We start from the raw sequence: 23,659 nt of genomic DNA, 5'->3' as shown, positions 1-23,659 counted from the left end.
AGCGTGCCCCTGAATCATCGAGCCACACCTTCCTCATGGTTTTCACCACATAATTCGCGAGGGTAAACATCAAACGTCTAACGTTTAAGAGTGACCACTAACTCTGCACCTACGCCCCCAATGCCCGCGACCTCGGTGACCCGCCCGGCACCATGGATAACCGGAACGTTGGCCGTCGTAGCGGTGGTCTTGGTGGGGTTGAATCTCCGCATGGGTATTGCTTCGGCCTCACCGCTCTTCCACGAACTTCAAGAACTACTGGGCTACGGAACCTTCGTCGCCTCGCTACTACCGACCATCCCGGTGCTCTGCTTTGCCGTCGCCGGAGCGGCGACCAGCGTACTCATTCGCCGTACCGGACTCGAACTGGGTATCGCACTGTCCCTGGTGCTTCTTACCGCCGGGCTCGCCCTGCGTGTCGTCGACTCCACGTGGGCGCTACTAGGTGGCACGGTGGTCGGAATGTGTGGGTTGGCGGTCTGCAACGTGGCTATGCCTTCATTCATTCGCGAACACCACGGACACCGTTCGGCGTCCATGACCGCCGCCTACACCACCACCATGTCCATCGGTGCAACCTTCGCCTCCGCCGTCAGTGTTCCGCTTGCGGTGCAGGTCGGTTCGCCCACTACGGCTCTGGCGCTTTGGGCGATTCCCGCAAGCTTGGCATTGGTGGCCTTTATTCCGCTGTCATTCGCCGGCGGGCGCGGCAAAACCACCACCGGGGCCCACGTTTCACCGTGGCCACTGCTGGCCACGGGCAAGGGACTATTGTTCACCGCCGTCTTCGGCGTTCAATCCTTACTCGTATACACGGTCGTTAGCTGGTTGCCGCATATTCTTATCTCGCGCGGCCTAGAACCGGCAGCCGCCGGACTCATGCTGGGAATCGTGCAAGGGGTGAGCATCCCGGCAGTGATGATCTTGTTGTGGATGGCCGCCAAGCCCCATCTGCTGCGCCCTGCCTTTGTGCTGACCGCAAGCTGCTCCGTTCTTGGCTTCCTTACCTTGTTAGTGCTTCCGGTGAGTCTGTCGCTGATTTCCGCGGTGCTGATCGGTTTGGGCTTTGGGATCTTCCCGTTGGTGATGCTCATGCTGAGCCGAAGCGGCGAGACGGCGGCGGAAACCACGGCGCTGTCCACGGTGGCGCAGTCGGTGGGCTACCTGATCGCCGCCGTCGGACCCTTCGCACTCGGCTTGCTACAGGGCGCCCTTGGCTCATGGACGGTTGGGTTGGTGATCGTGCTGGTGTTGGCTGTTATTCAGTTGGTGTTCTGTTACAAGCTTGGCGGATTGCGCACCGACGCCGACCGCCGACAGCTCATTGAGGTCGATGGCGCTGCGCCGGAGGCACGCTCATGAGCACGTCGGCGATGCGCCCGCCACTGGCCGGCGAAGTAATGAGTAAGTTACGCCAGGACGTGGCTAATGGGCGGTGGGCCGTGGGTCAGCGAATCCCGGCCGAGCCGGAGTTGATCGCCGAATTGGGTGTTTCACGTGGCACATTGCGTGAAGCTATCAAAGCTCTGGCGCACTCGGGGATCTTCGAGGTGCGCCGGGGCGATGGCACCTACGTGCGAGCCACGAGTGAAATCTGCGGCACCGCACAACGGGTGTACCGCGAGCATTCGGACCACGACGTGCTGCAGGTGCGCTTTGCCCTCGACACCCAAGCGGCGCGGCTGGCTGCCCGGGCCAGCGACCAAGAGGTCATCAAACGGCTCAGGGACTTCCTGGACCAGCGTAGCGACGCCTGGCAACGCCAGGACTTTTCGGCGTGGTCGCAAGCGGATTGGGCCTTCCACCTCGAGGTGGCGCGCGCCTCGGGGGTGCCACTACTGCACGAACTTTACGAGAGCTTCGGGGATGTCTTTCACGGCACCAAAATGTCCCAGCGCCTGGCCGAAGGTTTTGACGGGTGCCTGCGTGAAGGACACGAAGCGCTCGTCGAAGCCATTGAGGCCGCCGATGATGAGGCTGCCGCCCGTACGGTGATTGCGAACCTCGACTACTGCATGGGCTGGATGCCCTAAGCTCGGCCGCGTGGTCCGTGGGATCCAGCGCCGCGGCGCTGGTCGAGTAGATGATCGAGCAATGGCTCAAGTACGGCCATCCCATCGCGCACCCCGCCGCGGGAGCCAGGAAGATTCACGATCAGGGTGTTACCGGCAAAGCCGGCCACGCCCCGGGTTAGCACCGCAAGCGGCGTCTGAGCTTCACCGCGTCGGCGAATAGCCTCAATGATGCCGGGCAGTACCACGTCCAATAAGCCCTGGCTCTGCTCTGGAGTGGCATCGCTCGGTGATACACCGGTGCCGCCGGTGGTAATCACCACGTCGTCGTGCCGTTCTACCGCGGCCCGCAAGGCTTGGCCAACCGGGTCCCCATCGGCGACCACCTGAGCCGCGTCGACTTCGAATCCGCGCCCGCGCAGCCAGTCGACGAGAGCCGGGCCGGTCAGATCCGGGTTCAGGCCGGATGCGGCGCTCGTGGAGGCCACCACCACCGTGGCCCGCCGGGTGGGGTTGCTAGCCGGTGACACCACGGTCCCAATCTCCGCTTTTGCCCCCGGACTTGGCCAGTACCTGAACGTCGGTGACCTTGGCGTGCTTGTCCACGGCCTTGGTCATATCGTAAAGCGTCAGTGCAGCCACGCTGGCGGCCGTCAACGCCTCCATTTCGACCCCGGTGACGCCCTTGGTGGTCACGGACGCGGTCACGCGCACGGTATCGCCCTCGGCGGCAAAGTCCACCGAAACTTTGGAAATGGGTAGCGGATGGCACAGCGGGACAAGTTCCCAGGTGCGTTTGGCGGCCATAATTCCGGCCACACGTGCCGTGCCTAGCGCCTCGCCCTTGGGCAGGTTGCCGGTCATCAGCTGTTCGATCACATCGGGGCGGGTGACGAAGAGCGCCTGAGCGGTTGCGACTCGTTTGGTCACGGCCTTATCGCTGACATCAACCATATGGGCGCTGCCATCGGCGCGCAGGTGGGTGAGGTTTGAAGGCTCAGACATTTAAACTCCAAGTGTCGATGCGTGATCCGGCCGGCAGATGTGAAACTCCGACCGGGATATGGACCAATGCGTCCGCGTTGGCCAGGTCGTGAATGAGGTGTGAGCCGGGGTCGAGCACGCGCACCCGACCATGTTCGAAGACGGCTCGGCGCACCTGATGCTTATGCTCGGGCGAATGAACCTCGCTGGCCAGCACGGCGCTACGGCTGACCGGTTCGGGCAGACCGGCGAGCGATCGTAGCAGGGGAGCGAGGAACAGTTCGGCCGAGAGATACGCACTGACCGGATTGCCCGGGAAGCAGAGTACAGGCAAGGTGGGACCCCGCGAGGAGTTGAGTTCCGCGAAACCTTGCGGGCCTCCGGGTTGCAGGGCCACGTGATGGAAGGTGCCGCCGTATGGTTCGAGACCTTGCCGCACCACCTCGAAGGCACCGGCACTAATACCGCCAATGGTCAGTACCAGATCGACCCGGCCGGCATGCTTATGTAGGTGCGCGGTAAATCCCTGCGGGTCATCCGGTAGCCGCGCGGTACTGACCTGTGCTCCGTAACCGCGCAACAAGGCCGCCAACATCGGTGAGTTCGCGTCGGGGATGCGCCCGGAGTGCAACTGCTCACCGGGGGCAGCTAATTCGTCACCGGTAGTGCACAGCAGGATCCGTGGGGCGCGACGCACCGGCACTTCATGGATCCCGCTAGCGGCGAGGGCACCGATGAGGGCTGGGGTCAGTCGCGTGCCGGCTTCGGCCAGTAGGGTTCCGGCCGGTAGCTGGTCGCCGATCGGGCGGATGAAGCGCCCCGCGGCACTTGGCGAACTGAAACTGACGTTGCCGCTTGGCGTTCCCTCACCCGGGCGAACCAGATCGGTGAACACCCCAGGGTCGGTATCTTCGACGGGTACCACGCTGTCGGCTCCCGCGGGGATCTCGGCACCGGTCATGACCGGGGTGGCCGTCCCTGGCTGGTGGATTACCTGGGCGCCGCCGGCGGCCGCGGTAAAACCCAGTGGCAGGGTGACGGGGTGACTTGTACTGGCCTCGGCAAGGTCCGCGGCGCAGACCGCGAAGCCATCCATCTGCGAATTCGTGAAGGATGGGATGGGCAGGCGGGCATGCATCGCTCGGGCCAGGGCACGGCCCGGTAGCGACTCGCTGGACAGTGGCAGTAGCTGTGTGGGCCCGGTATCGATCGAATCGAATGCCGCGGCGAGAAGCTCACGCACTTCGGCACGGTGGTTTTCGAGGGTGCAAACCATGGCTGGTGCTATCCGCCGGCGAAGGGCGGTAGTACGTCTACGGTGATGGCCGCGCCGCCGTCGGCGGCTTCGAGCGCGCCGTCGTCGCGGCGTACCGTCCCGTTGACGAGGAAACTGCCGCTACGTAACACCTTGGTCATTGCCGCACCGTATTTAGCGGAGAGCGCGGTGCGCAGCTCTGCCAGAGTGTTCGTGGCGGGCCAGCGCTCCTCCTCGACCCCTGCGGCCTCGGCGGCCGCGGCGAAGTAGCGAATTTGGATCTCGGTCATGCCGCCATACTATCGCCCACGCCACAGTGCCCGTGAGTCGGGTTGCGGGAGGTTTCGGGAGTTGACACACCGTGCGCGGGGTGGGCGCCGCAACGTTCTGGCCGCTGGGCCTGCACGGATGAATTCTGTTGCGGGCCCGAGCTTGGCGTTGGTTACTTGCCGTCCTGCAGGCACCCCAAGCACCTCAGGTGCAGCGGTGGCCTCGCAGGCTATCCTGCGATTGATCCGTGCCCGGATATGCGTAGACTTTCGGTGAATGCGAGCGAGCACGTCGCAGATCGCCAAAGGAGTTGTATGGGACGCAAGATTGTGCGCCAGCGGATTATCCGCGCCACCGCCGACGGGGTACGCCGGCCCCGGGATGAACGCCTCGCGGGCGAAGAGCCCCTAGAAATCCGCTTTGGTTCGACCGCGTTCACCACATCAATGCGTACCCCCGGGGACGATTTTGACTTGGTGGCCGGGTTTCTCGTCGCCGAGGGGATCGTGCGTTCGCCGGAACACCTGGTCTCCATGCGCTACTGCGCGGGTACCGATGAGCAGGGAAATCAGACATATAACGTCATCCAGGTGCAACTGGGTTTTGGGGCAGAGGTTCCGGATCTGAGTGCGGCCCGCAATGTGGTGACCAGCTCGGCCTGCGGTATCTGCGGCACGAATTCCATCGATGAGGTGCGCAAGAAGTCACCGCACGAACTCGACCTCGAGTCGGGACGGGTAGAACTGGGCGTATTGCTGGGTATGCCCGACACCCTGCGCGATGCCCAGAAACTGTTCTCCTCCACCGGCGGCGTTCACGCCGCGGGACTTTTCGATCTCAATGGGCGTCTGCTGATCCTCCGTGAGGACGTCGGACGACATAACGCGGTGGATAAGGTCATCGGCGCGGCTCTGCGCTCCGGCAAACTTCCGCTACGTGATTGCGTCCTGCAGGTCTCTGGCCGCGCCTCCTTCGAGCTGGTTCAAAAGGCCGCGATGGCCGGCATTCCGGTACTGACCGCCGTCAGTGCGCCCTCGTCGCTGGCCGTTGCGCTCGCCGAGGAATCGCAGATGACTTTGGCGGCCTTTTCGCGCGGCAGTAGCGTCAACCTCTACACTCACACGGATCGTATTTACTAGCCCTTGATGCCGGTGTTTGCCGGGTATCTGGACCTTGGGTGTGGCACGGGGAGCTTAGGCCCGAACGAAGACATTACGGTGGGGAGCCACGTGCTGTAATGCGAATCACTCCGGGGCCAGAACTGCGTAGAATTTTGCCCTATGAAGCAACGTGAGCACGGCGCGCCGCCGCCCGCCGTCCACCCGGCAGCGCAACTGGACGATGACCGTCGGGCGCGAGCCCAACGCCAACTGCTATTGCCGGGATTCGACGAGGTCGCCCAGCGGCGACTGGCTAACGCGAAGGTACTAGTGATCGGTGCCGGGGGACTGGGCAGCGCCAGCGTCCCCTACCTGGTTGGGTCCGGGGTGGGCGCCATCGGACTGGTCGATGACGATGTGGTGGAGCTATCCAACCTCCACCGCCAGGTCGCCCACACCACCGCGAACCTCGGCGTGGCCAAAACCGAATCCCTCGCCCAGGCCGCCACGGCCTTGGACCCGGGGGTCAAAATTATCGAACACCGGGTGCGGCTGGATTCCACGAATGCGCTGGAGATCTTTGCCGACTACGACCTGGTGATCGACGGAAGCGATAACTTTCCAACGCGATACCTGGCCAATGATGCGGCTCAGCTGAACAATATCCCCTTGGTCTGGGGCGCCATTTTGGCCACCCACGGTCAAGTCGGATTGGCCTGGCACGCCTACGGGCCGGGATACCGCGACCTGTTTCCCGACCCGCCCAATCCCGGCGAGGTACCCAGTTGTGCTGCCGGAGGTGTGCTCCCGGGGCTATGCGGTACGGTGGGAAGTCTGCTCGCCACCGAGGCGCTGAAGGTGATCACCGGATTAGGCGACCTATTGCTCGGTCGGGTTCTGGTCTACGATGCCCTGGCCGCACGGACCCGGGAGATCCCATACGCCAAGGACCCCGGCGGGCAACAAGTCACCGAGCTGATTGACTATGAACTGTTCTGCCGTGGCTCCGACCCCGAACCGGAGGGGCTGCCGGCTGCCGAGTTGGCCGCACAGCTGCGTGCGGGGCATACGCCGTGGCTGTTGGATGTGCGCACCCCGGCCGAGCGCCTCGAACATCGGATCCGCGGAGCGCACGCTCTCGAGCTCGATGATCTGCAAGAGGCGATCGATCAGGACCGTGCGCTTCCCGAGCTTGAGGTGGCCGGCGAGGTCACCATCTACTGTGCCCGGCAGCCACGCTCCATACGCGCGGCACAGCTTGTGGCCGGGCGGGGCCTACGGGCTCGGTACGTTATCGGCGGCATCTTTGCCTTCGAAGAGCAGGCCCCAGAATTTATTGAAAGCGGCCCGCTGGTGGACGCACGAGACCAGGAGAATCTGAATCTATGAGTGAGCACTACGCGCTGATTGCCGACCAGTCGATCGATGAGGTGGCCGTGCGAGCCGCCGTTGACGGGCCAGACGCTGGCGCCGTGGTGATGTTCCACGGGATTGTGCGCAATCACGACGGTGGAGAGTCGGTGCGTGGGTTGGACTACTCTAGTCACCCGCAAGCCACAGCCTTCCTGAAGCAGATCGTCGCCGAGGAAGTTGAGCGTAGCGGCGTGCGTTTGGCGGCCGTGCACCGGGTGGGTGAGCTGGCTATCGGTGATGCTGCGTTGGTGGCGGCCAGCGCCGCCGCACACCGTGGTGAGGCCTTTGCCGCGCTCGAGCAATTGGTGGAGCGGATTAAGTTCGAGGTGCCGATCTGGAAGCGGCAGCACTTTGAAACCGGAACGAGTGAATGGGTGGGGCTCTAGTCAGAGGGCGCCGCTAAGGCGCTGACGGGTTAACCAAAACGGTCCCACTGTCCGATGGACAGTGGGACCGTTTCAGATCATCACTCGCACCTTCATGAGGTAATTACCACTCTACAAGTGGAGTCTATGGGCAAGCTGAGCCATGCCTTGGGGATAGCTTCGGGTCGGCTGGTGAAATAACGAGTACGTCGTTCGGGATGCTACGGGATGTCTCGATCGTCGCTCGGTTACGATGCCTCAGAAAGGGATTACCGTTAACCCGAGGGAGGTCATCGTGCGTGAAGCAGATGAGCAGGAACCGGACGACGCCGACATCGATGGATTGGCCGAGGAACTCGGCGTGGATCCAACAAAGTCACGCAAAATGCCGGTTCAGATGATCGCCCTCGCGTTGGTGATCAGCTTTCCTTTTCTAAAGATCTTCTATGTCACGCAGAGTTCTGCCATTGCCGGCGAGGTCATTCGTTTGCTCGGGCCGATGGGTTGGATCGATACGGTCATCGATAACATATTGCGCTACCAGTTGCCGTTCTTATTACTCTATGCCCTGATCAGCGGCTCAAGCTTGCCAAAACTAGTGCGTTCCACAGTGCGCCGTTTTCTCGGGCATCGGGATATACGACAACAGAATTCACGGTCGGTGACACTGCTACTCGATCTGGTGGCCCCGGGAATTGGATTCTTGTGGGGTTTGGTGCTATTCGGGCCGGCTTGGGCTCTGGCTATTGCCGCCGCGACGCTCGTCTTTAGTGCGCCGAGCGATCTGTTCATCCTGCGCAATATCTTCCGGGTACGCAAAGGTCTTCGACCCTCCAGTGATGAGCGGAAAGTACGTGGGATCGAGCGCGTCATGTTCTACGTCGCGGCCACTTTATTGTTGCCCCTCTCGTTGGCCTACACGGCACTCGATGGTGAGGCATGGGCTTCGGTGCGTAGCTGCGCGGTCGAATCGGTGACGCAGGGAACCCATACCGCCCGCATCGTTGAAATATCCCGTGCTGGGATGGGGATCGTCACGGCGTGGGAGATCGGAACCAACAATATTGTGGCCGGCGGTGGCTGCGTCGATTCTTCCTACGAGGTGCGCGGGGCGCTGTGGGAGCGCAACTAGCCGCCGATATACGACATTTCGATGCGTCGACGATTGCCGGGCGCCAGTGCCGCACGGATCTCCGAGTAGTTGTCGTCTCGTGCTGACCAGACCGCAGTCAGTGCGCTGGCGATGTATTCATCGTCGGCGCCGGAGCGGAGCATTGCGCGCAGGTCGGTGCCTTCCGCGGCGAACAGGCAGGTATATAACTGGCCTTCGGCCGAAACTCGGGCGCGGGTGCAGCTTCCGCAGAAGGCCCCGGTCACCGAGGAGATGACGCCGATTTCCCCGCCGCCATCCACATAGCGCCAGCGTTTGGCGGTCTCACCAGCTTGGGCGGCGGCCATCGGCTCGAGCGGGTATCGCGCCGAAATGCGCTCCACGACCTCGGCGGAGGGGACCACCTCGTCGAGCTTCCACCCGTTGGTGGATCCGACATCCATGAATTCGATGAAGCGCAGAATGTGTCCGGTGCCGCGGAAATGTTCGGCGAGTTCGAGGATTTCGTCGTCATTGACCCCGCGTTTGAGAACAGTGTTGATTTTCACCGGGCCCAGCCCGGCGCGCTCGGCCGCGTCGATCGCCTTCAGTACCCGGGCCACCGGGAAGTTCACGTCGTTGATGGCCTTGAAGCGTTCCTCGCGCAGTGAATCCAGAGAGACCGTGACTCGGTTCAGTCCCGCTTCCTTCAGCGCGGCGGCTTTCACGGCCAATGCCGAACCGTTGGTGGTCATGGCCAGATCCACCGGTTCTCCCTCGGGGGTGTGCAATGCCGCGAGTCGGGAGATCAGATCTTCGACGCCGCGGCGCAGCAACGGCTCGCCGCCGGTGATGCGCAGCTTGGTTACGCCACGGGCCACGACGATGCGCGCTAGGCGTTCAATTTCCTCGAAACTCAGTAGCTCCGAGCGGTCGCGGAAGACGAAATCCTGACCGAAAATCTCCTTGGGCATGCAATACACGCAACGGAAATTGCAGCGATCGGTGATCGAAATGCGCAGGTCACGCAGGGCGCGGCCGCGGGTATCGGACCATGTAGGATCCGGCTCAAGAGTGGTCATGGATTCACCTCCAAAAACGTCGCGAGATTCGCGTAGATATCGTGTCCCAATTCACAGCGGGCATTTCATGGTACCGGAACAAACTAGGCGCAAGCACCATCAGATGCCGATTCATGACCGAGTAAGGCGTATGAGCGTTTCGCTAGTCCGGGAGATCTGTTCCGGGGAGACCCGGCAGCACCCGCCGAGCAGGCGTACGCCCCTGGCGAGCAGGGTCTCGACCGCCTCCGGTAAGTCCGGCTCGACACCACCGGGGCGCCATTGCCGGGCCTGATGGTCCCAGATCTCCGCGCCATTCGGGTAGGCCAGCAACGGCGCGTCCAGTTCCTGACGCAAGATATCCAGGGCTTCAAGCACCACTGAAACCGGGGCGCAGTTCACGCCCACGGCCAACAAGTTTCCGCGCTCGCGGATCACCTGCGCGACCTGTGAAAGTGTGCTGCCATCTCCGAGCACCACGCCCCGTCCGGTTTCGTCGCGGCGCACGGCCAGGCTCAGCGCTGCCGGGGTCTTGGTGCCGGCTACTTCGTCGAGTAGCGCGGATACCTCGGGCAGACTGGGCACCGTTTCGGCCAGCAACAGGTCGGCCCCGGCGGCATCCAGACTGGCGATACGAGGACGATGCCAGGTCGCTAGCTCACCCTGCGTGAGCCCGTAGGCACCGTCATATTCGGTGCCATGCCCCGGGCCAGCACCATAAGGGCCGACCGACGCAGCCACCCAACGTTGCCTCGTTCCAGCATCGAACTCTGCGGCCGCGCGGGCCAACTGCACGCTACGCCGCAGCAATTCCGGCGCCTGGGTCGCATCCAGCCCGGCGGCGGCCAGTGCATCCGCACTGACCTGGTAGGAACAGGTGGTGGCTAGCTGTGCTCCGGCGGCAAAGAAATCTTGATGGGCCGCGCGAACCTCGTGCGGATTCTCGCGCAAAATGTGGGCCGACCACAGCGAGCTGGTGATGTCGTTGCCGCGCTCGGCCAAATGCGTGCCGAGACCGCCATCGAGGAGCAACGGGCGGGGGTCATTGGCGGCTAGGGCTGCGGCCAAGGAGTCGGCGGATGCGGGGGTACTCACCCTTCGAGGCTATACCTCCAGCGTTGTCCTGCCCAGTGGATGAACGGCCGGTGACATCGGATGATGGCGTGCGGCGAAATTACTTTTCCAAAATCTGTGGCGCGGCTCACAGTTCACTGCTAATCTCGATAACTGTCTATGGCGGGCACCCGACTACGGGTCGCTATCTACCGGGCGTGAAACTGATCCATTTCAGCAGATGGGCCGGCGTCGATGCCTGGGTTGCCAAGGCCGTGGCCGCTGGACTCATCGAGAATTTGAGGAGTCGCGCAATGAGTGTCGCAACTACCGGCCACGACTATTTGTCCATGGCTATCGAGATCGCCACCACCAATGTCCGCAATGCCGGCGGACCTTTCGGAGCGGTGGTTGTCGCACCGGATGGTCGGACCTTCGAGGGGGTCAACCGCGTCACCGCGAATAACGACCCCACGGCCCATGCCGAAGTCGTCGCCATCCGCACCGCCGCCCAGGAATTGGGTACCTTCAACCTCAGCGGCTGTGTGCTCTATTCCAGCTGCGAACCCTGCCCCATGTGCCTAGCCTCGTCGCTGTGGGCCCGCATCGACCGAGTAGTCTTCGCCGCCGACCGTCACGACGCCGCGGCCGCCGGATTCGACGACGCGGTGTTCTATGACTACTTCGAGCCGGAGTCTGACCGTAAGCTCATGCCGGTCGAACGTGCCGGTGATGGTGAGGAGCGACTCAAGCCATTCAAGGTTTGGGACTCCCTCGAAACCCGCACCGACTACTAAGGGTGCGATCACAATGTCGACGACAGGTCAGTCGCAGGTAGAACCCCGCAAGGTCGGGAATACGCGCGCGGCACGGTCCACAGCCGTCGGTTCCGGTGGCGCCGGCCCGCGCGGCGTGCTCGATGCCTACTTCCGCGTCACCGAGCGCGGTTCAACTCTCGCCCGCGAATTCCGCGGCGGGATCGTCACCTTCTTCACGATGGCTTACATCGTGATTCTTAACCCGCTGATCCTCGGCGGTTTTAGCGCGGACGCCGCCCCGGTGGATGTGGCCGGTGGGTGGTTGCCGGCCGAACAGGTCGGAGCCATGACCGGCCTGACGGCCGGGGCCATGACCATCCTCTTTGGACTGGTGGCAAACCTTCCCTTTGGATTGGCCGCCGGGCTCGGGATCAACTCCTTCCTCGCCGTGTCGGTGATTCAGGATGTCACCTGGCCCGAAGCCATGGGGTTGGTGGTGATCAACGGTGTGCTCATCGTGGTTTTCGGACTCACCGGAATTCGAACCGCGATTTTCCATGCCATTCCCAAGGATCTGAAGGCCGCCATCACGGTGGGTATCGGGCTGTTCATCACCTTCATCGGATTTGTGGACTCCGGATTCGTCACCCGAACGCCGGCCGGTCCGCCGGTGCAACTAGGCGATAGCGGCTCCATAGTCTCCATCCCCACGATGATCTTCGTGGTGGGGCTGCTCATCATGGGCGCACTGGTGGCCCGCGGGGTGCAGGGCGCGATCCTCATCGGCATTGTCATTTCCACCGTGCTCGCCGTGATCGCCGAGGCCGTGCTGAAGATTGGCCCAGCCACCGCAGATAATCCGCATGGCTGGCATCTGAATACCCCGGTGTTGGCCGGGCAGTTTGCCTCGCTACCGGATATGTCGCTGGCCGGAGACTTTGACCTCTTTGGCTCCTTTACCCGCATCGGGGCGCTGGCGGCGACGATGCTGGTGTTCACCTTGGTGTTCACCAACTTCTTTGACGCCATGGGCACCATGACGGGCCTGGCGAAGAACGCCGGCCTGGCCCACAAGGACGGGACCTTCCCGCGGCTCAAGGCGGCCTTCGTCGTCGAGGGTCTGGGAGCGGTTTCCGGCGGTATGGGCTCCTCCTCGTCAAATACCGTCTACGTGGATTCGGCGGCCGGTATTGGTGAAGGCGCGCGAACCGGTTTGGCGGCAATCGTCACCGGCCTACTGTTCCTGGGGTCGATGTTCTTTACCCCGTTGACCTCCGTGGTGCCGATCGAGGTTGCCGCGGCCGCACTCGTGTTGGTCGGTACGTTGATGTGCGCGCAGATCAAGGAGATCAATTTCAAGCGCTTCTCCTCGGCCATGCCGGCCTTCCTGACGCTGATCACCATGCCGCTGACCTATTCCATTGCCAATGGCATCGGCGCGGGCTTCATCGCCTGGGTAGTGGTCAACACCGCGGCCGGACGGTACCGGAAGATTCACCCGCTGATGTGGATCGTTGCCGCGGGATTCCTCGTTTACTTTGCGCGCGGCCCGATTACCACGCTGTTGTCCTGAGCGGGCACGTCACCGAAGCTCTTCCCAGTTCGATGTGAGCTTTGACATACTGGGTAGTAGTGGGCTTCACTAGTCCTAGCTGAAAATCTTTTTCCGAGATTCGAAATTCCAGGAGGTCCATCATGGGTGGATGCATTGCCTGGTCGAAAGGCCAGATCGCCCACGGCGACTGACGCTTGAGCCTCACCGCAGACCGTCGCGTCCGCGGGCTCGAGCCGGCTACCAACGAGCAGTTTTCGCTCGAGCCCGCGCACGTTTTTCTGCGCTTGGCTACCGATGCATTTCTCATCCACACACCATCATTCGATGCGCCCGACGATTGTTGCAGGGGCGTAGGAGGTTGGCGGCATGACCGCTGAAGCTACAGAAAAATCCCGGTGCCTGATCACCGTTAACGGAACCGTACGCGAATTCGACGGTCCCACCCACACCAACGCCCTCGACTTCCTGCGCACGCAGGGTCTGATTGGTTGCAAGGAAGGCTGCGCCGAAGGCGAATGCGGCGCCTGCGCCATCCTGGTCGCCCGCGCGGACGGCGAGGAAACCCGCTGGACCGCCGTGAACGCCTGTCTGCTACCGGCCGCCGCTCTGGACGGTCAAGAGGTGCTCACCTCCGAAGGCCTAGGTAGCGTCGATGACCTGCACCCGGTCCAAGAAGAAATGGCCCAGCGCGGCGGATCGCAGTGCGGCTACTGCACCCCGGGCTTCATCTGTTCCATGGCCGCCGAATACTACCGGCCCGAGCGACCGACCGATGCGGCCCAAGCACTCGAATCCAGCGAGGAGCACCACTGCGGTCCCAACGGCTTCGATTTGCATGCGCTCTCCGGAAACCTGTGCCGCTGCACCGGGTACCGCCCCATTAAAGACGCGGCCTACGCGCTGGGGGAGCCTGAAACCGACGACGCCATCGCCGCACGCCGCCGGCAACCGGCCCCGGCCGCCGTGAGCACCGACATACTGCGCGCCGATACCCCCACCGGGCAACTGGGACGCTACCGTCGACCGGCAAACCTCTTCGAAACCCTACGGATCCTCGCCGACGAACCCGATGCCCTCGTGCTGGCCGGTGGCACCGACTGGGGCGTTGAGGTCAACATCAAGGGCACCCGTGCCCGCTCCGTCGTGGCCATCGACCGGCTTGAAGAGCTGCGCCAGATCATTGAAACTCCAGATCACATCGAAATCGGTGCTGCACTGACGCTCAGCGAACTAGAGCGCACCCTGGACGGCAAGATTCCATTGCTGGCTAAGCTCTTCCCACAGTTTGCCTCCCGCCTGATCCGCAACGGGGCGACCATCGGTGGCAACCTGGGCACCGGGTCCCCGATCGGTGACACCCCGCCGGCATTGCTGGCTCTCGAAGCCGAATTGGTACTCACCGGCGCCTCCGGGCGACGCGTGGTTCCACTGGCCGACTACTTCACCGGCTACCGGCAGACCGTGCGCCAGCCCGGCGAACTGATCACCGCGATCCGCATCCCGAGTCCACTGGCCGAGCTGACCAGCTTCCAGAAGATCGCCAAGCGCCGTTTCGACGACATCTCCTCGGTGGCCATCGGCTATGCCGTGAGTGTCTCCGACGGGCTGATCACCAAGGCCCGTATCGGGCTGGGCGGTGTGGCCGCGACCCCGCTGCGTGCCACCGCCACCGAGGCGGCCCTAGAGGGCAAGGAATGGAGCCTGGAAACGATCCGGGCGGCCGCCGAGATCATGGGCGACGAAGGAACCCCGATGGATGATCACCGAGCCAGTTCGCGTTACCGCAAGGCCATGCTGGCCTCCTCACTCGAGCGGTTCTACGCCCAACAACTTCCGAATACCGGCTTCAGCAAAGGGGAGCAGTTAGCATGAGCCACCTCTCGCAACGCCCACATAACCCGATCGTCGGCGAAAGCCACGCACATGAGTCCGCGGCCGCCCACGTCACCGGCACCGCGCTGTACACCGACGACCTCGTCGGTCGCATGGTCGGCGTGCTACACGCCTACCCGGTGCAATCCACCATTGCCCACGCCAAGCTGATCTCGCTCGACGTTGCACCGGCCCTGCGCATCCCCGGCGTGGTCCGGGTACTGACCGCCGCGGACATCCCGGGGGTCAACGATCAGGGCGCTAAGCACGATGAGCCGATGCTGCCCACCGACGAGATCATGTTCTATGGTCAGCCACTGGCCTGGGTACTCGGCGAAGATCTCGAAGCGGCGAAGGCCGGCGCCGCCGCCGTCACCGTCGAATTCGAGGCGCTTGAATCGCTGATCAGCATTCAGGATGCGATCGCCGCGAACAGCTTCCACGGCGTGCAGCCGGTCATCGACAAGGGCGACACCGAGGCCGCCTTCGCGGACGCGGCGCATATTTTCGAAGGCGAGTTTGAGTTCGCCGGTCAGGAGCATTTCTACCTCGAGACCCAGAACTCGCTGGCCTACGTGGACGAGGGTGGACAGATCATGATCCACTCCTCGACCCAGCACCCAACCGAAACCCAGGACATCGTCTCGCATGTGCTGGGCATTCCGGCCCACCAGATCAGCGTGCAGGTGTTGCGCATGGGTGGTGCCTTCGGTGGCAAGGAAATGCAGCCGCACGGCTATGCCGCGGTGGCCGCCCTTGGCGCCACGCTGACCGGGCGTCCGGTTCGGGTGCGGTTGAACCGCACCCTGGATATGACGATGACCGGCAAACGTCATGGCTTCCATTCGCGCTGGAAGATTGGCTTCACCGCCGAAGGAAAAATTCTCGCCCTCGACGCCACGCTCACCGCCGATGGCGGCTGGTCGTTGGATCTATCCGAGCCGGTGCTCACCCGCGCCATGTGCCATATCGACAACGCCTACTGGGTGCCGAATATCAAGGTGCACGGTCGGGTGGCCAAATGCCACAAGACCTCGCAGACCGCATTCCGCGGCTTCGGCGGGCCGCAGGGCATGCTGGTCATGGAGGACATCTTGGGGCGGGTGGCCCCGCGACTGGGCCTCTCCCCGCGCGAGCTGCGTCGGCGCAATTTCTACACCGAGGGACAGGACACCCCGTACTACCAGCCGGTACGCCACCCGGACCGGATCGATGCGGCCTGGCAACAGGTTATCGATCAGGCCGAGATTGAGCGTCGCGAAGCCGAGATTGCCGAATACAACGCCACCCACGAGCACAGTAAGCGTGCCTTGGCGCTGACCCCGGTGAAATTCGGAATCTCCTTTAACCTCACCGCCTTCAATCAGGGCGGGGCCCTCGTGCTGGTGTATAAGGACGGCTCGGTACTGGTTACGCACGGCGGAACGGAAATGGGGCAGGGCCTGCACACCAAGATGTTGCAGGTGGCCGCCACCACCCTCGGCGTGCCGATGTCCACGGTGCGGCTGGCCCCCACGCGCACCGATAAGGTCCCGAACACTTCGGCCACCGCGGCCAGCTCCGGCAGCGACCTGAACGGTGGCGCGGTCAAGGACGCGTGCGAGCAGATTCAGGCGCGACTGGCGCAGGTCGCCGCCGGGAAGCTCGGGGTGCCCGCCCATGAGGTGCGCTTCGAGCGTGGGGTGGTCAGTGGACTGAGCACCAAGGCCACCATCAGCTGGGAAGAGCTGGTCAAGGCCGCCTACTTCCAGCGGATCCAGCTATCGGCCGCCGGGTTCTACCGAACCGAGGGGCTGCACTGGGATCTGAGCATCATGACCGGCGAACCCTTTAAGTACTTCGCCTACGGAGTGGCCGCCAGCGAGGTCGAGGTCAGCCGCTTCGATGGCTCTTACACGCTACGTCGCGTCGACATCGTGCATGACGTGGGAGATTCGCTCTCCCCGCTGATCGATATCGGACAGATCGAAGGCGGATTCGTGCAGGGTGCCGGGTGGATGACCCTCGAGGATCTGCGCTGGGATACCTCCGACCGACCCACGCGCGGGCGCCTGGCCACGCAGGCGGCCAGCACCTACAAGATCCCGAGCTTCTCGGAAATGCCCGAGGAATTCAACATTGCGTTGCTGGACAAGGCCCATGAGGAAGGAGCCGTGTACGGTTCCAAGGCCGTGGGCGAGCCGCCGCTGATGTTGGCCTTCTCGGTCCGCGAGGCGCTGCGCCAGGCGGTGGCTGCCTTCGGCGCCCCCGAGGCGAGCGTCGAGTTGGCCTCGCCGGCCACTCCCGAAGCGGTGTTCTGGGCGATCGAGTCGGTGCGCGAACCAGCCGTGGCAGAGGCCGCGAGCGCCACGTCATGACCTGGATCGACGCCGTCGCCCGATTACGTGGCGAGCGGCGCGCGGCGGTGCTGGTCACCCTGGCCGCCGTGCGGGGCCACGCCCCGCGCGAGGCCGGGGCGAAAATGGTGGTCGCCGCCGATGAAATCTACGAAACCATCGGCGGCGGCAATCTCGAAATGGTGGCGGTCAACCGGGCCCGCGAAATGCTCAACGAGTCGGTCCGCACCCCCGAACTGCTCGAGCTGCGGCTCAACGACAAGGCACCGGCGAAATACGGCCGTCAGTGCTGTGGAGGCGAGGTGAGCATTTTGCTCGAACCACTGGCTCAGGCCCACACCGTGGCGATCTTCGGGGTGGGGCATGTGGGGCTGGAACTGGCACGCATTCTCTCGCGTCACGACCTCGATCTGATGTTGAGTGATTCGCGGCCCGAGTTCCTCGATGCGTTGCCGGTGCTGGAACCGGCGGTGGCCCGCATTCATGCGGAGGTCGCGGTGCTCGGTGAGGAGGCCATCTCACGGCTGCCGGCCGGGACCGACGTGCTGATCATGACCCACGATCACGCCGAGGACCTGCACCTGTGTGATGCCGCGCTGCGGCACCCTCAGCTCGGCTCGATCGGGCTGATTGGGTCCAAGGCTAAGTGGCAGCGCTTCATTAAGAAGCTCGGCGAACTCGGCCACGACCGGGCCACCATCGAACGGATCCAATGCCCCATCGGAATCCCCGAAGTGGCGGGCAAACAGCCGGCAACGATCGCGGTTTCGGTGGCCGCCGAACTGCTCGCTCGGCGCGCACCCACGGCCGCGTAATCTTTCGTCCCGACGGCGACCTTCGAGTGCGATACTACAAGTGACGTCGACGAAAGGTAGCCCGGCATGGGGGTTAGCCCGCAGGAACACCGTGACTGGATTATGCAGCGCATCGGCCGCACCGAGGTGCAGCGCCTGCCGCTTTCTGCCGCCCAGGGGCTGATTCTGGCCGAAGATGTCAGCGCCGTGCACTCGCTGCCGCTCTGGGACAATTCGGCGATGGATGGTTACGCGTTACGCAGCGCGGACACTTACGGTGCCAGTGACGCGGCACCGGTGAGCCTTCAGGTGCTCGGCGAGGTGGCCGCCGGCAGCGACTGGGATCCGCCGTTGGCCGCCGGGCAGGCGGTGCGTATTATGACCGGTGCGCCGCTGCCCAGCGACGCGGACACCATCGTCCGGGTGGAACACACCAGCGGCGAATCCGGGCCGGGGCAGTGGGCGCAGCATCACGTATCGCTCACCGCCGAGGTGCCCGCCGGTCAAGAGGTGCGCGCGGCCGGAGAAGATCTGCTCGCCGGGGCCACGGTGGCCCGGGCGGGAGATGAACTCAGCGCGGTGCGTCGCTCGGCGCTGGCCGCCGCCGGGGTGCACGAGGTGCTTGTGCACCGGGCACCGCGCGTGGCGGTGCTGGTCACCGGGGCCGAGTTGGCCGCCCCCGGCAGCACGCTGCGCCGCGGGCAGATCCCCGAATCCAATTCGCAACTTATCGCCGGACTTCTCGCCGAATCCGGGATCCCTCAGGTCAGCGTGCGGCATTGCCCGGATGAACTGGCGCAGGTGCAAGCGCTACTGGATGAGCTGGCCCAGCAGCACGAGGTCATCATCACCACCGGCGGGATAGGGCCGGGAACCCACGATGTCATGCGCGCCGCGCTGATCGACGAGCCGGTAGTGCGGCAGCTGCGCGTCGCGATGCGCCCGGGGCAGCATCAGGCGGCCGGACGGCTGTCCAACGGGGCCTTCATCTTCGCGCTCTCCGGCAACCCGGTCAGCGCCGCGGCGAGCTTTGAACTCTTCGTCCGCCCGGCCCTGCGCGCCATACAGGGGGCCAGCCAGCCGTTGACCCCCACCCTGCAAGCCACGGCGGCCCTCGGCTGGCGTTCGGCGCCGGGACGCTGGCAGGTCCTGCCGGTCATCTTCGAACCGGGACCGACGCTGCGCTGCCTGCCCGCGGTCGCGGCCACCCGAATTTCACATTCGGTCGGCGGTTTCGGGGCGGCTCAGGGTTACGCACTGGTGGAACCCGAACGCGCCGAGGTGGCGGTCGGGGACACCGTCACGGTGCTGAGGTTGTGCCCATGAGTTGGTGTTCGACGCTGGTGCTCGCCGGTGGCCGTTCACGGCGGCTCGGGGGAGTTGAGAAGGCCACGCTGCTGCTGCGCGGCCAGCGGCTCGTGGACCGGGTGGTGGCCGCCGCCGCCCACGCCGAGGCTCGCCCGGTCATCGTGATCGGCCCGGAGCACACCGGGGATCAGGCCGATCTGGTGGTGCGCGAAGACCCGCCCTTTACCGGGCCCTTGGCCTCCATCGCCGCCGGATTGCCGCAAGTAGCTACCGAATGGGTGATGATCCTACCCTGCGATCTTCAGCATCCCGGTGCGCTCATTGAACGGCTGCGCGAGGCGATGAAGCAACCGGGAGCCGACGGTGTGGTGCTGGTCGACGAGGACGAGCGGGTGCAGTGGCTGGCCGGATGCTACCGGGTACAGGCCCTGCGCGACGGATGCGCCGCCCTCGGTCCGCGGCTGGCCAACGCGCCCTTGCGCGCCGTGCTGGCCGAGCTTGAGTTGCGCAGGCTACCGGTCGAGAATGCGCTCTGCGCCGACCTGGATACTCCCGAGGCCCTGGCCGCAGCCCGCGCACAGGATCTTCCACCATCTAGTCCACAAAGTTAACGAGGAAAGGATCGACGATCATGGCAGAACATCTCCCCGCGGAGGCACTGATTCCCTGGCTGCAGGCCGCCGGCGAAGAGCTCCAGCTGGATACCTCCGAGGTTAATATCGACACCATTCTGGGTGTCGCCGGACAGGTGGCACATACCGTGGCCCGCCCGGCGGCACCGCTGAGCACCTTCCTGCTCGGCCTGGCCGTGGCCCGCGCCGGAAAGGACGCGGACCTGCAGGCCCTGGCCACTCAGCTCAACGCCCGGGCCAGGCGCTGGGCCGAGGAAGCCGAGGAGTAAAAACCCGTCAGCCTACGGCTGGGCCGGAGCACCCACCGCAATGGTGGAACCAAGTGACACCGGCCCGGCCGGACGGTGCTGACCGCGCTCGGGCACGTACTCCAGATCCGGGTCGGCCAAGTTCGGTGCGTTGACGAAGGAACGGAAACGCTTGAGCTTCTCCGGGTCGGCCAGCGTGGCGGCCCATTCATCTTCGTAGTTCTCCACATGCCGTTCCATGGCCTCATCCAGATCCGCCGCCAGGCCGAGCGCATCGTCAACCACCACGGAACGGACCATGTCGATCCCGCCCTCGAGCTCCTGCACCCAGTGCGCCGTACGCTGGAGCTTGTCGGCGGTGCGGATGTAGTACATCAGGTAGCGGTCGATGTAGCGCAAGAGCGTGCGGTCATCGAGCCCGCCGGCCAGCAGCTGAGCGTGGGCCGGGTTCGCGCCGCCGTTACCGCCCACATACAGGTTCCATCCCTCGGCGGTGGCGATCACGCCGACGTCCTTGCCGCGCGCCTCGGCGCATTCGCGGGCACAGCCCGAGACACCCATCTTCAGCTTGTGCGGCGCCCGCAGGCCCCGGTATCGTAACTCGATCTCAATGCCCATGGCCACCGAATCGAGCATGCCGTAGCGGCACCAGGAGGAACCCACGCAGGTTTTGACGTTACGCAGCGACTTGCCGTAGGCGTGGCCCGATTCGAAGCCTGCCTCCACCAGTTCGCGCCAGATCTCCGGCAACTGTTCGAGCCGTGCGCCGAACATGTCGATGCGTAGGCCGCCGGTGAGTTTGGTGTACAGCCCGTACTTCTGAGCAACCCGGGCGATCACCGCCAGCTTCTCCGGGGTGATTTCACCACCGGGGATACGCGGCACCACCGAGTAGGTGCCGTCCTTTTGCATATTGGCCATCACGCGGTCGTTGGTGTCTTGCGCGCCGGCCAGTCCCGCCTCCATGGGGTGGGCCGAGGTCTGCGAGGAGAGCACCGAGGCGATCACGGGCTTGCAAATATCGCATCCGGCGCCGGTACCGAAGCGTTCCATAACCTCGCCGAAGGTGTGCAGGCCGGCCAGGCGTACCGCCTCGAAGAGCTGGGCGCGGGAGAATTCGAAGTGTTCACACATGGCCGAGGAGACCTCGGCGCCGTTCTTGCGCAGCTCGGCTTCCATGAGCTTCTTGAGCATCGGAACGCAGGAACCGCACTGGGTGCCGGCCTTGGTACAGCCCTTGAGCTCGGCGAGCTTGGTGACCGGCTCCTTGCCCTCGCAGCTACCGCAACCGCCGACCGCATCTCGGATTGCGCCGGCCGAAACGTTGTTGCAGGAGCACAACACCGCATCGTCGGGCAGTTCTCCATCGGGCACCTCGCCGCCGAGGGCCGAGAGGTACGCGCCGGGTTCGCCGGGCAGTTCGCGGCCCAGCAACGGCCGTAGTGACTGGTATGGCGTCGCGTCGCCTACGAAGATGCCGCCGAGCAGGACCTTGGCGTCGGCGGAGACCACCAGCTTCTGGTACAGCCCGCGTGGCGCATCCGCGTAAACCACCTCGAGCGCACCCTCCGCGCGGGCGAAGGCGTCGCCGAAGCTGGCCACATCCACTCCGGAAAGCTTGAGCTTGGTGGCGGTATCGAATCCGGTGAATTCGGCGCTGCCGCCCAGCAACCGGTCGGCGACCACCTCGGCCATCGCGTTGGCCGGGGCCACCAGGCCGATACACATTCCCTCGAAGTTGGCGACTTCACCGATGGCCCAAATATGTGGGACCGCGGTCGCGCAGGTCGCGTCGATCTCAACGCCACCACGCGGGCCGATACCGAAGGCCGGTCCGGAAAGTTCGCCAGACTCGACGCGTTCGTTGTAGCCGCGGGCCAGTTCGTCGCGGGGGCGAACACCAATGGAGACCACGACCATATCCGCGTCGATGGTGCGATCGTCGGCCATCAGTACACCGCGCACGGACGGACTCTGGCTTTCCTCGTCGACAAGGATGCTCTTCGGGAAGACACCACCGTGAACCAGCAGGCCGGTCTCGTCGATCAGTCGGCCGAGCGCCTGACCGGCTCCCTCGTCGAGCTGATTACCCATGAGCCACTTGCCGCCGTCGATAATCAGCGCCTCGGCGCCCAACGCCTTGGCACCGGCGGCGGCTTCCAGCCCGAGCAGGCCACCACCAATGGTGGCCACCACCGGTGCGCGGCCCAACGACTGGCCCAGCTCACGGACCGAATCGGCGATGCCCCAGACATCCTCCAGCGTGCGATAGACGTGCGTGTACTCGGCCCCCTCGATGGGTAGCCGTGCCGCGTTGGAACCGGTGGCCAGGACCAATTCGTCGTACTCGAAGCAGCGTCCATCGGCGGTGCGCACCTGGCGCTTGGCGGGATCCAGCTCGGTCACCTGAGCATTGGTCTCTAGGGTGATGTTCTGTGCCTCCCATAGGGTGGCATCGCCCAGGGTGAGGTCAACATCCGGGGCGGTGAGCGCCTGGGAAAGAGCCACGCGGTCGTAGGGCAGGTGCTTTTCCTCGGTGAGTACTCTCAGGTGCACCCCGCTCGGTGCACGGCTGGCGAGTGCCTCGGTAAATCGGTGCGCGGCGGGGCCGCCGCCGATCACGATGATGCTGCGTTCAACGCTCTGTGCGCCCATGGTCTCTCCCACTATCGCTCGTTTTTCCTGAAGGGGTTTGTTTCGTTGCGAAAAGCCTATAAATTCATGTTTGCCCCGGAATTACCCAGATGTTTCGGTCACAGCAAATTCCTCTGACCGGTCGGTGAGCGGTGGTGAGCCGGGCGTAACACAATGGACTCATGAACCGCGCAGACGTACGGGCCAACACTGGGTGGCGGTGGTAAGAACCCCGATATTTCGGGGATTATCGGGTCTAACGAGGCTCGTGACAGGACGTGAAATATGGTTTACGCGACGGCAACTGAGGAACGTGTCCATCGAAACATTTACGGATTAAGCTCGAAATCAATCGGATCAATCCGCTGAAAGGAATGCACAGATGAGCGCACAAACCATCGAAAATGTCATCGCTGAGTCGCAGGAAGCGGCCCCAATTTGTCGTAGCTCCGACCTGCTTCCGGGCTGGGGCGAAGCAGCTTGGCTGGAGGGTCGCCAGATCGCGTTGTTCCGGACCGAAGCGGGGCGCTTCTACGCGGCCTCTCACCACTGCCCGAGCCTAGGAGCCAAGGTGATGGCCCGGGGGATCCTCGGAGACGCGACCATTGAGGGACAACGCGTGGATACCATCGCCTGCCCGTTGCACAAAGAGGTGTACCGGCTGGACACCGGCATTTGCTTGAACGCCGACACCGAAGCCTTGGCCGTGTATGAGGTCACCGAACGTGATGGTTGGATCTGGATGGAGCAGGGCGCATGAGTACTCGACCGAGCACGGCGACCCCCGTCGAACATACCGCGTGGCAGGGATGGTACGAGGTACCCGAGGAACGCGAAGTGCGCTTTGAGGCGCAGACTTCCGCCAGCCGAGCCAAGCTGGGCTACTCGACCTAGCCCGAATCCCTAGAACAAACTCCTG

23 protein-coding genes are annotated in these 23,659 nt (G+C 64.1%); 16 read left to right on the top strand and 7 right to left on the bottom strand.

What is annotated here, in order from left to right; all coding sequences use genetic code 11:
* Positions 1-120 precede the first annotated feature (120 nt).
* Positions 121-1,362: an MFS transporter gene (locus ACJD00_RS14395; protein ID WP_418909342.1), complete on the top strand. Its 1,242-nt coding sequence runs from the start codon at positions 121-123 to the stop codon at positions 1,360-1,362.
* Positions 1,359-2,033: a FadR/GntR family transcriptional regulator gene (locus ACJD00_RS14390; RefSeq protein WP_418907588.1), complete on the top strand. Its 675-nt coding sequence runs from the start codon at positions 1,359-1,361 to the stop codon at positions 2,031-2,033. Before ACJD00_RS14395 ends, ACJD00_RS14390 begins: the two co-directional genes overlap by 4 nt.
* Here ACJD00_RS14390 and ACJD00_RS14385 read toward each other — a convergent pair.
* From ACJD00_RS14385 to ACJD00_RS14370, 4 genes are read right to left on the bottom strand one after another with little or no spacing between them, the layout of a single operon-like run.
* Complete coding sequence (locus ACJD00_RS14385) at positions 2,030-2,545, bottom strand: MogA/MoaB family molybdenum cofactor biosynthesis protein (RefSeq protein ID WP_418907587.1); 516 nt, start codon at positions 2,543-2,545, stop codon at positions 2,030-2,032. The two genes, ACJD00_RS14390 and ACJD00_RS14385, sit on opposite strands and share 4 nt — an antisense overlap.
* On the bottom strand, positions 2,529-3,017 hold the full coding sequence (gene moaC, locus ACJD00_RS14380; RefSeq protein ID WP_309409600.1) for a cyclic pyranopterin monophosphate synthase MoaC: 489 nt from the start codon (positions 3,015-3,017) through the stop codon (positions 2,529-2,531). The genes ACJD00_RS14385 and moaC overlap by 17 nt, the downstream gene beginning before the upstream one ends.
* Positions 3,010-4,272, bottom strand: coding sequence for a gephyrin-like molybdotransferase Glp (gene glp, locus ACJD00_RS14375; RefSeq protein WP_418907586.1), 1,263 nt, complete (start codon positions 4,270-4,272; stop codon positions 3,010-3,012). Before glp (ACJD00_RS14375) ends, moaC begins: the two co-directional genes overlap by 8 nt.
* 8 nt (positions 4,273-4,280) lie before the next feature.
* A complete protein-coding gene (locus ACJD00_RS14370) occupies positions 4,281-4,541 on the bottom strand; it encodes a MoaD/ThiS family protein (RefSeq protein WP_418907585.1) in 261 nt (86 codons plus the stop codon).
* Between the two features lie 294 nt (positions 4,542-4,835).
* On the opposite strand from ACJD00_RS14370, the gene fdhD reads away from it, so the two are divergent.
* The 4 genes from fdhD to ACJD00_RS14350 all read left to right on the top strand — a co-directional run bounded on the left by fdhD (position 4,836) and on the right by ACJD00_RS14350 (position 8,531).
* Complete coding sequence (gene fdhD, locus ACJD00_RS14365) at positions 4,836-5,660, top strand: formate dehydrogenase accessory sulfurtransferase FdhD (protein WP_309409595.1); 825 nt, start codon at positions 4,836-4,838, stop codon at positions 5,658-5,660.
* Positions 5,661-5,801: 141 nt separating this feature from the next.
* The gene (locus ACJD00_RS14360) at positions 5,802-7,010 is read left to right on the top strand and encodes a ThiF family adenylyltransferase (RefSeq protein WP_418907584.1); all 1,209 of its coding nucleotides are present in this window, start codon (positions 5,802-5,804) and stop codon (positions 7,008-7,010) included.
* The gene (locus ACJD00_RS14355) at positions 7,007-7,420 is read left to right on the top strand and encodes a molybdenum cofactor biosynthesis protein MoaE (protein ID WP_309409593.1); all 414 of its coding nucleotides are present in this window, start codon (positions 7,007-7,009) and stop codon (positions 7,418-7,420) included. Before ACJD00_RS14360 ends, ACJD00_RS14355 begins: the two co-directional genes overlap by 4 nt.
* Positions 7,421-7,694: 274 nt before the next feature.
* Positions 7,695-8,531 (top strand): hypothetical protein, encoded by an 837-nt coding sequence (locus ACJD00_RS14350; RefSeq protein WP_418907583.1) that lies wholly within the window; start codon positions 7,695-7,697, stop codon positions 8,529-8,531.
* Here the strand turns inward: ACJD00_RS14350 and moaA are convergent.
* Together moaA and mmuM are read right to left on the bottom strand one after the other, a co-directional pair.
* Positions 8,528-9,571, bottom strand: a complete 1,044-nt coding sequence (moaA, locus tag ACJD00_RS14345; protein ID WP_418907582.1) for a GTP 3',8-cyclase MoaA — start codon at positions 9,569-9,571, stop codon at positions 8,528-8,530. The genes ACJD00_RS14350 and moaA overlap by 4 nt on opposite strands.
* 111 nt (positions 9,572-9,682) lie before the next feature.
* Entirely contained in the window at positions 9,683-10,645 is a 963-nt protein-coding gene (gene mmuM / locus ACJD00_RS14340; protein ID WP_418907581.1) for a homocysteine S-methyltransferase, read from the bottom strand.
* A gap of 272 nt (positions 10,646-10,917) precedes the next feature.
* Between mmuM and ACJD00_RS14335 the strand changes: the two genes are divergently transcribed.
* The 8 genes from ACJD00_RS14335 to ACJD00_RS14300 all read left to right on the top strand — a co-directional run bounded on the left by ACJD00_RS14335 (position 10,918) and on the right by ACJD00_RS14300 (position 20,127).
* On the top strand, positions 10,918-11,400 hold the full coding sequence (locus ACJD00_RS14335; RefSeq protein WP_309409586.1) for a nucleoside deaminase: 483 nt from the start codon (positions 10,918-10,920) through the stop codon (positions 11,398-11,400).
* A gap of 13 nt (positions 11,401-11,413) precedes the next feature.
* On the top strand, positions 11,414-12,934 hold the full coding sequence (locus ACJD00_RS14330) for an NCS2 family permease (RefSeq protein WP_418907580.1): 1,521 nt from the start codon (positions 11,414-11,416) through the stop codon (positions 12,932-12,934).
* 348 nt (positions 12,935-13,282) lie between these two features.
* The gene (locus tag ACJD00_RS14325; protein ID WP_418907579.1) at positions 13,283-14,788 is read left to right on the top strand and encodes a xanthine dehydrogenase small subunit; all 1,506 of its coding nucleotides are present in this window, start codon (positions 13,283-13,285) and stop codon (positions 14,786-14,788) included.
* Positions 14,785-17,145, top strand: coding sequence for a xanthine dehydrogenase molybdopterin binding subunit (xdhB, locus tag ACJD00_RS14320; RefSeq protein WP_418907578.1), 2,361 nt, complete (start codon positions 14,785-14,787; stop codon positions 17,143-17,145). Before ACJD00_RS14325 ends, xdhB begins: the two co-directional genes overlap by 4 nt.
* Positions 17,142-17,939: a xanthine dehydrogenase accessory protein XdhC gene (xdhC, locus tag ACJD00_RS14315; protein WP_418907577.1), complete on the top strand. Its 798-nt coding sequence runs from the start codon at positions 17,142-17,144 to the stop codon at positions 17,937-17,939. Before xdhB ends, xdhC begins: the two co-directional genes overlap by 4 nt.
* Before the next feature lie 66 nt (positions 17,940-18,005).
* Positions 18,006-19,244 carry a gephyrin-like molybdotransferase Glp gene (glp, locus tag ACJD00_RS14310; protein ID WP_418907576.1) on the top strand — a complete coding sequence of 413 codons (1,239 nt, stop codon included), beginning with the start codon at positions 18,006-18,008 and terminating at the stop codon, positions 19,242-19,244.
* Positions 19,241-19,837 carry a molybdenum cofactor guanylyltransferase gene (gene mobA / locus ACJD00_RS14305; protein ID WP_418907575.1) on the top strand — a complete coding sequence of 199 codons (597 nt, stop codon included), beginning with the start codon at positions 19,241-19,243 and terminating at the stop codon, positions 19,835-19,837. Before glp (ACJD00_RS14310) ends, mobA begins: the two co-directional genes overlap by 4 nt.
* A gap of 20 nt (positions 19,838-19,857) precedes the next feature.
* The gene (locus tag ACJD00_RS14300; protein WP_418907574.1) at positions 19,858-20,127 is read left to right on the top strand and encodes a DUF6457 domain-containing protein; all 270 of its coding nucleotides are present in this window, start codon (positions 19,858-19,860) and stop codon (positions 20,125-20,127) included.
* Positions 20,128-20,139: 12 nt separating this feature from the next.
* Here the strand turns inward: ACJD00_RS14300 and nirB are convergent, their stop codons facing one another.
* Positions 20,140-22,761: a nitrite reductase large subunit NirB gene (gene nirB / locus ACJD00_RS14295; RefSeq protein WP_418907573.1), complete on the bottom strand. Its 2,622-nt coding sequence runs from the start codon at positions 22,759-22,761 to the stop codon at positions 20,140-20,142.
* Positions 22,762-23,122: 361 nt separating this feature from the next.
* On the opposite strand from nirB, the gene nirD reads away from it, so the two are divergent.
* Together nirD and ACJD00_RS14285 are read left to right on the top strand one after the other, a co-directional pair.
* Positions 23,123-23,500: a nitrite reductase small subunit NirD gene (nirD, locus tag ACJD00_RS14290; protein ID WP_309409562.1), complete on the top strand. Its 378-nt coding sequence runs from the start codon at positions 23,123-23,125 to the stop codon at positions 23,498-23,500.
* Complete coding sequence (locus tag ACJD00_RS14285; RefSeq protein WP_418907572.1) at positions 23,497-23,634, top strand: hypothetical protein; 138 nt, start codon at positions 23,497-23,499, stop codon at positions 23,632-23,634. The genes nirD and ACJD00_RS14285 overlap by 4 nt, the downstream gene beginning before the upstream one ends.
* Positions 23,635-23,659: the final 25 nt, after the last annotated feature.

Origin of the sequence: Glutamicibacter endophyticus (genome assembly GCF_048457885.1) — a bacterium.
Lineage (GTDB): Bacteria > Actinomycetota > Actinomycetes > Actinomycetales > Micrococcaceae > Glutamicibacter > Glutamicibacter endophyticus.
Note: the sequence above shows the minus strand (reverse complement) of the source record. Positions and strands in the feature narration are given on the sequence as shown.